The sequence below is a fragment of the Streptomyces sp. genome (genome assembly GCF_036524955.1).
Taxonomy (GTDB): Bacteria; Actinomycetota; Actinomycetes; order Streptomycetales; family Streptomycetaceae; genus Actinacidiphila.
In genome coordinates this window covers 45,949-52,533 of sequence record NZ_DATDBG010000140.1, presented here as the reverse complement: position 1 = coordinate 52,533, position 6,585 = coordinate 45,949, and the positions used below count along the sequence as shown (strand labels likewise).

The following is a 6,585-nucleotide window of genomic DNA, read 5'->3' as shown; positions in this document are numbered from 1 at the left end:
GTGTTTCATGGTGTTTCGGTGGTCATAGCGTTAGGGAAACGCCCGGTTACATTCCGAACCCGGAAGCTAAGCCTTTCAGCGCCGATGGTACTGCAGGGGGGACCCTGTGGGAGAGTAGGACACCGCCGAACAAATATTGATAGAGGTCTGGCCTCGGATCCTGGACGGGATCCGAGGCCAGACCTTTTTTGCGTTGGGGTAGAGTCGGCCCGCAACGTCCGCACGGTACATACAGCAGGAGGGGACCCGGTGGAGGTCCAGGAGACGCGGGTGCAAACGGATCGGATCTTCACGATCCCGAACATCCTGAGTATGGCCCGCCTGGTCGGTGTGCCGGTGTTCCTGTGGCTGATTCTGTGGCCCGAGTTCGGCGGACCGAAGGTCGACGGGTGGGCGTTGCTCGTACTCGCCTTCAGTGGCGTGAGTGACTACCTGGACGGGAAGCTGGCCCGGAGGTGGAATCAGATCAGCAGCCTCGGCCGGATCCTGGACCCGGCCGCGGACCGTCTGTATGTACTGTCCACGCTGGTGGGGCTCACCTGGCGGGGGATCCTCCCGCTGTGGATCACCGGGCTGCTGCTGGCACGTGAAGCGATGATGGCCCTGATGCTGCTGATTCTGCGGAGGCACCGCTACGGCCCACCCCAGGTGAACTTCATCGGGAAAGCGGCTACCTTCAACCTCATGTACGCCTTTCCGCTGCTGCTGCTCAGCGACGGCAGCGGGTGGCTCGCGACCCTGGCGTCTGTTTTCGGCTGGGCGTTCGCAGGTTGGGGTACAACCCTGTACTGGTGGGCAGGGATCCTCTACGTGGTGCAGGTCCGGCGACTCGTCAGGGCGGACACCATGGCTGACTGAGTCACGAGGAGGACGTTACCGACATGAAGGCGGTTGTTATGGCCGGCGGCGAAGGTACCCGCCTTCGCCCAATGACGTCGAGTATGCCCAAACCGTTGCTGCCCGTGGTCAACCGACCGATCATGCAGCACGTGCTGACGCTGCTCAAGCGCCATGGCCTCACTGAGACGGTGGTCACCGTCCAGTTCCTCGCCTCCCTGGTGAAGAATTACTTCGGGGACGGCGAGGAATTCGGGATGGAACTTACCTATGCGAACGAGGAAAAGCCGCTGGGGACGGCCGGAAGCGTCAAGAACGCCGAAGAGGCGTTGAAGGACGACTCATTCCTGGTGATCTCGGGCGATGCCCTCACCGATTTCGACCTGACCGAGCTGATCGAATTCCACAAGGAGAAGGGCGCACTGGTGACGGTGTGCCTGACCCGGGTGCCCAACCCGCTGGAGTTCGGTATCACCATCGTGGACGACGAGGGCCGGGTCGAGCGCTTCCTGGAGAAGCCGACCTGGGGTCAGGTGTTCTCCGACACGGTGAACACCGGCATTTACGTCATGGAGCCCGAGGTCTTCGACTACGTCGAGCCGGATGTGCCCGTCGACTGGTCGGGGGACGTCTTCCCGCAACTGATGAAGGAGGGCAAGCCGGTCTACGGCTTCATCGCCGAAGGGTACTGGGAGGACGTCGGCACCCACGAAAGCTATGTGAAGGCGCAGGCCGATGTCCTCGAGGGCAAGGTCGATGTCGACATCGACGGCTTCGAGATATCGCCGGGCGTCTGGGTCGCCGAGGGCGCCGAGGTGCACGCCGACGCCATACTGCGCGGGCCCCTTTACATCGGTGATTACGCGAAGGTCGAAGCCGGCGCCGAGATCCGCGAGCACAGCGTCATCGGCTCCAACGTCGTAGTGAAAACGGGCGCATTCCTGCACAAAGCCGTCATAGCGGACAATGTCTACGTCGGGCAGGGCACCAACCTCCGTGGTTGTGTCATCGGCAAGAACACCGATGTGATGCGGGCCGCGCGGATCGACGACGGTGCCGTTATCGGTGACGAGTGCCTGATCGGCGAGGAATCGATCATCGCCGGCAACGTACGGGTCTACCCGTTCAAGACGATCGAGGCCGGCGCCTTCGTCAACACCTCCGTCATCTGGGAATCCCGCGGTCAGGCACATCTGTTCGGCGCCCGAGGCGTCTCCGGGATTCTGAACGTGGAGATCACACCGGAGCTGGCCGTGCGGCTGGCGGGCGCGTACGCCACGACGCTCAAGAAGGGCGCCACGGTCACCACCGCCCGCGACCACTCCCGTGGTGCCCGTGCGCTCAAGCGGGCGGTCATCTCGGCGTTGCAGGCCAGCGCTATCGACGTACGGGACCTGGAGAACGTGCCCATGCCCGTGGCGCGCCAGCAGACCGCACGCGGCAGCGCCGGCGGCATCATGATCAGGACCACGCCCGGCCACCCGGACTCGCTCGACATCATGTTCTTCGACGAGCGCGGCGCGGACCTGTCGGCCGGCGGGCAGCGCAAGCTGGACCGCGTCTTCGCCCGCCAGGAGTACCGCCGGGCGTTTCCCGGTGAGATCGGCGACCTGACCTTCCCGGCCACCGTCTTCGACTCCTACACCGGCGCTCTGCTGCGGGCCGTCGACATCTCCGGAATCGCCGACTCGGGCCTGAAAGTGGTCGTGGACGCGGCGAACGGCAGTGCGGGCCTCGTACTGCCCAGCCTCCTCGGCCGGCTCGGGGTGGACGCGCTCACCATCAACCCCGGCCTGGACGAGGGCCGTCCCACCGAGACCGAGGAGAGCCGCCGGGCCGGGCTGACACGGCTCGGCGAGATCGTCTCGTCGGCCCGGGCCGCGTTCGGCGTGCGCTTCGATCCCGTCGGCGAGCGGTTGTCCCTGGTGGACGAGCGCGGCCGCATCGTCGAGGACGACCGGGCGCTGCTCGTCATGCTCGACCTGGTCGCGGCCGAGCGGCGCAGCGGCCGGGTGGCGCTCCCGGTGACCACGACCCGCATCGGCGAACAGGTGGCCGCATACCACGGCACCCAGGTCACCTGGACCACCACCTCGCCCGACGACCTCACCCGGGTGGGCCGGGAAGAGGGCACGATCTTCGGCGGCGACGGGCGCGGCGGTTTCATCGTGCCCGAGTTCAGCAGCGTCTTCGACGGCGCCGCGGCCTTCGTACGGCTGATCGGACTGGTGGCGCGCACGCAGCTCACCCTCAGCCAGATCGACGCCCGTATCCCGCGCGCCCACGTCCTGAAGCGGGACGTGCCCACGCCGTGGGCGGTCAAGGGCTCGGTGATGCGCCGGGTGGTCGAGGAGGCCGGCGAGCGGTCGGTGGACACCACGGACGGAGTGCGGGTCGTGGAGTCCGACGGGCGCTGGGTCATGGTGCTGCCCGATCCCGCGGAAGCCGTCACCCACCTGTGGGCGGAGGGGCCCGACGACGCCTCCGCCCAGGCCCTGCTCGACGAGTGGTCGGAGGTCGTGGAGAGCGCGGGGCGGTGATCCCGCGCGCGAGTGGCGCGTCAGGAGGGGGCCATTCGAGTGTGAGGGCCCCGACGTGCGACGATGTGCGGCATGCCGCAGCAGCGACCCGATCGGAGCAGCCCCGTGCCGGGGGCTGCTCAGCGGCGCCCGGACTTCTCCATGTCGCTGCTCACCAACGTCATGGAGCACAGTCTTGACGACGGCTACGCGGAGGCCGCCGCCCGCAGTGGCGAGGTCGGCACCTCCCGGCTGCCCAGGACACTCAGCGGAAAGCTGGGGCTGGCGGCCGGGCTGGTGCTCGCCGCGGTCGTAGTCACCCTGGGCGCGGCCCAGGCCCAGGTGTCGGCGCCCACCGAGGCCAAGGAGCGCCAGAAGCTGATCGACCGGATCCAGACCGAGACCAGGAGCGCCGACGCCCTCCAGAAGGACGTCGACGCGCTGCGGGACACGGTCTCCGCCGAGCAGCAGGCCGCCCTCCAGCACCACGGCGGCGGCGAGAACCGGCTGCTGGAACTGCTCGCGGCGGCCACGCCCGTGCACGGTCCCGGCGTGAAGCTGGTGGTGGACGACGCCAAGGCGGCATCGGGAGGCGACAGCGGCGGCCCGCGGGCCAGCAGCGGCTTCTCCGACACCGGACGGGTCCGCGACCGCGACATGCAGCGCGTGGTCAACGGGCTGTGGTCGTCGGGCGCCGAGGCGATCACCGTGAACGGGCAGCGGCTGACCCAACTGTCGGCGATCCGCGCCGCCGGTGACGCCATACTGGTCGACAACAAGCCGCTGGCGCCGCCGTACACGGTGCTGGCGATCGGGGACGGGAAGCGGTTGAGCACGGCATTCCAGGACAGCGCGGACGGCCTGTACCTGCACGTACTGCAGGAGAACTACGGGATCCGGTCCAGCATCAGCGTCCAGGACGACCTCCGGCTGGCCGCCGCGCCCAGTCTGATCGTGCGGTACGCCACGCCGGTCGCCGGCAATCCGAAGGCGGGCGCCGCCGTCGATGGGAAGGGTTCGAAGTGATCGCCGTACTGGGCCTCGTCGTGGGAGTCGTGGTCGGACTCGTGGTCCGCCCCGTGGTGCCCTCGGGGGTCGAGCCGTATCTCCCGATCGCCGTGGTCGCCGCGCTCGACGCCGTGTTCGGCGGCCTGCGGGCGATGCTCGACGGGATCTTCGACGACAAGGTCTTCGTGGTCTCCTTCCTGTCCAACGTGGTCGTCGCCGCCCTGATCGTCTTCCTCGGCGACAAGCTCGGTGTGGGCGCGCAGCTGTCCACCGGCGTCGTGGTCGTCCTCGGCATCCGGATCTTCTCCAACGCGGCGGCGATCCGCCGCCATGTCTTCCGGGCGTGACGATCGAATGAGTGACGAGAACCACCAGCCCGGCGAGAAGAGCGAGCCGCCGCCCGAGGACCGTACGCGGGCCCCCGGCGCAGACGTGCCACAGGACCGTACCGACGACGCCCGGGGCGACGGCCGTGCCGATGCCGACCGGACCGGGGCCCGCACCGGCGACGGCGCCGGGAAAGCGGCCGGAGCCCCCGGCGAGGAGCCCGCGCACCGGCCCGCGCGCGGCGCGACGGCGACCGGACGGCAGCGGCTGATGGCCGGGCTGTGGCCGCCGCGGCTGTCGCGGGCGCAGCTCATCGTGGCGCTGCTGCTGTTCGTGCTGGGCCTGGGGCTGGCCATCCAGGTGCGCTCGACCAGCGACAGCGGCACGCTGCGCGGTGCCCGCCAGGAGGACCTGGTGCGTATCCTCACCGAGCTGGACAACCGCAGCCAGCGCCTGGAGGACGAGAAGCGGGGCCTGGAGAGCCAGCGTTCCGAGCTGGAGTCCAGCTCGAACCAGGCCGCCGAGGCGTTGAAGCAGACCCGTCAGAAGGCGCGGGAGCTGGGCGTGCTGGCCGGTACGACCGCCGCGCAGGGCCCGGGGATCACGCTCACCATCACCGACCCGCACGGCGGGGTCGAGGCGGACACGCTGCTCGACGCGCTCCAGGAGCTGCGGGCGGCCGGTGCCGAGGCGATCCAGATCAATGACGTCCGGGTTGTCGCCGACACGTACTTCACGCAGGGTACGGACGGGGTACTGATCGACGGGCGCGAACTGGCGGAGCCCTATGCGTTCAAGGTCATCGGCAATCCGCAGGATCTGGAGCCGGCGCTGAACATTCCCGGCGGGGTGGTGCAGACGCTGGAGAAGGAGCAGGCCACGGCCGATGTGGTCCGGTCGCAGAAGATCGTCGTGGACGCCTTGCGACCCCCGCAGCAGCCTGACTACGCTCGGTCATCCCAGTGAGGCGGGGGGTCGGGGCATCGGTGGGGTGCGTTGTGGTGGAAACTGTGTGTAGCGAGGGTTCGTCCTGCCCCACGGGCGGGTCTGCTTCTTTCAAGGGGAAACGCCCGTGAAGTTGTTTGGGAAGTTGTTCGGCAAGAGCGCGCGCCAGTCGGGTGACCCGGCGACGGCCCGCCACCGTGCCCCACGGCACGCGCCCGACGAAGGCGTCCAGGGGGCGGAGCGCCCCCTGTTCCGGAACGGGCCGCAGGCCCCGGGCCGCGACTTTTCCGCAGGTCCCGGCGTGGCGCCTGTTGACCCCGCATCCGCGGCGAGCATAGGTTTCGGAGAACCATCAACCTCAACCACGGGTGGAGGGTTCGGCTTGCAGGTATGCGGCAGGTGCGGTCACACCAACGCGGAAGCCAGCCGCTTCTGCTCCAACTGCGGCGCGCCCCTGCGCGGGGCCGGCGTGCCCCGCGAGCGTGCGTCGGAGACCACGTCCACCATCTCGATCTCCGGGCTGGAGGCGTACGACGCGGAGGCGACCGGGCAGACGCCGATGCCGTCGCTCTCCCCGGAGGCGCAGGCCGCCGTGGACGCGCTGCCGATCGGCTCCGCCCTGCTGGTGGTACGACGCGGGCCGAACTCCGGCAGCCGGTTCCTGCTCGACGGCGGCCTGACCACGGCCGGCCGTCACCCGCAGAGCGACATCTTCCTGGACGACGTGACCGTCTCGCGCCGCCACGTCGAGTTCCGGCGCGGGCCGGACGGCGGCTTCGCCGTCTCCGACGTGGGCAGCCTCAACGGCACCTACGTCAACCGGGAGCGGATCGACTCGGTCCGGCTGTCCAACGGCGACGAGGTGCAGATCGGCAAGTACCGGTTGGTCTTCTACTCGAGCCAGCGGGGCATCTGACCCTCCCCCCAGACTCCGTCCGGGGGGACCCCC

At 69.0% G+C, this 6,585-nt stretch carries 6 protein-coding genes and 1 rRNA gene; all 7 read left to right on the top strand.

Annotation, left to right across the window (positions count from 1 at the left end):
- The first annotated feature begins 14 nt into the window (after positions 1–14).
- The 7 genes from rrf to VIW71_RS26550 all read left to right on the top strand — a co-directional run bounded on the left by rrf (position 15) and on the right by VIW71_RS26550 (position 6,552).
- Positions 15–131, top strand: a 5S ribosomal RNA gene (rrf, locus tag VIW71_RS11460).
- 118 nt (positions 132–249) lie between these two features.
- Entirely contained in the window at positions 250–858 is a 609-nt protein-coding gene (locus VIW71_RS11455; protein ID WP_331621987.1) for a CDP-alcohol phosphatidyltransferase family protein, read from the top strand.
- 23 nt (positions 859–881) lie between these two features.
- Positions 882–3,377, top strand: coding sequence for a mannose-1-phosphate guanyltransferase (locus tag VIW71_RS11450; protein ID WP_331621986.1), 2,496 nt, complete (start codon positions 882–884; stop codon positions 3,375–3,377).
- A 63-nt stretch (positions 3,378–3,440) separates the two neighbouring features.
- A complete protein-coding gene (locus tag VIW71_RS11445) occupies positions 3,441–4,382 on the top strand; it encodes a DUF881 domain-containing protein (protein WP_331621985.1) in 942 nt (313 codons plus the stop codon).
- Positions 4,379–4,711, top strand: coding sequence for a small basic family protein (locus VIW71_RS11440; RefSeq protein ID WP_202237672.1), 333 nt, complete (start codon positions 4,379–4,381; stop codon positions 4,709–4,711). Before VIW71_RS11445 ends, VIW71_RS11440 begins: the two co-directional genes overlap by 4 nt.
- A gap of 7 nt (positions 4,712–4,718) precedes the next feature.
- Positions 4,719–5,657: a DUF881 domain-containing protein gene (locus VIW71_RS11435; RefSeq protein WP_331621984.1), complete on the top strand. Its 939-nt coding sequence runs from the start codon at positions 4,719–4,721 to the stop codon at positions 5,655–5,657.
- A 64-nt stretch (positions 5,658–5,721) separates the two neighbouring features.
- Positions 5,722–6,552: an FHA domain-containing protein gene (locus VIW71_RS26550; protein WP_414720728.1), complete on the top strand. Its 831-nt coding sequence runs from the start codon at positions 5,722–5,724 to the stop codon at positions 6,550–6,552.
- Positions 6,553–6,585: the final 33 nt, after the last annotated feature.

What these genes read in the sequence shown, in the direction of transcription:
- VIW71_RS11445 (WP_331621985.1), top strand. Translation starts at nt 3,441, where the DNA reads ATGTGCGGCATGCCGCAGCAGCGACCCGATCGGAGCAGCCCCGTGCCG.
- VIW71_RS11435 (WP_331621984.1), top strand. Translation starts at nt 4,719, where the DNA reads ATGAGTGACGAGAACCACCAGCCCGGCGAGAAGAGCGAGCCGCCGCCC.
- VIW71_RS11450 (WP_331621986.1), top strand. Translation starts at nt 882, where the DNA reads ATGAAGGCGGTTGTTATGGCCGGCGGCGAAGGTACCCGCCTTCGCCCA.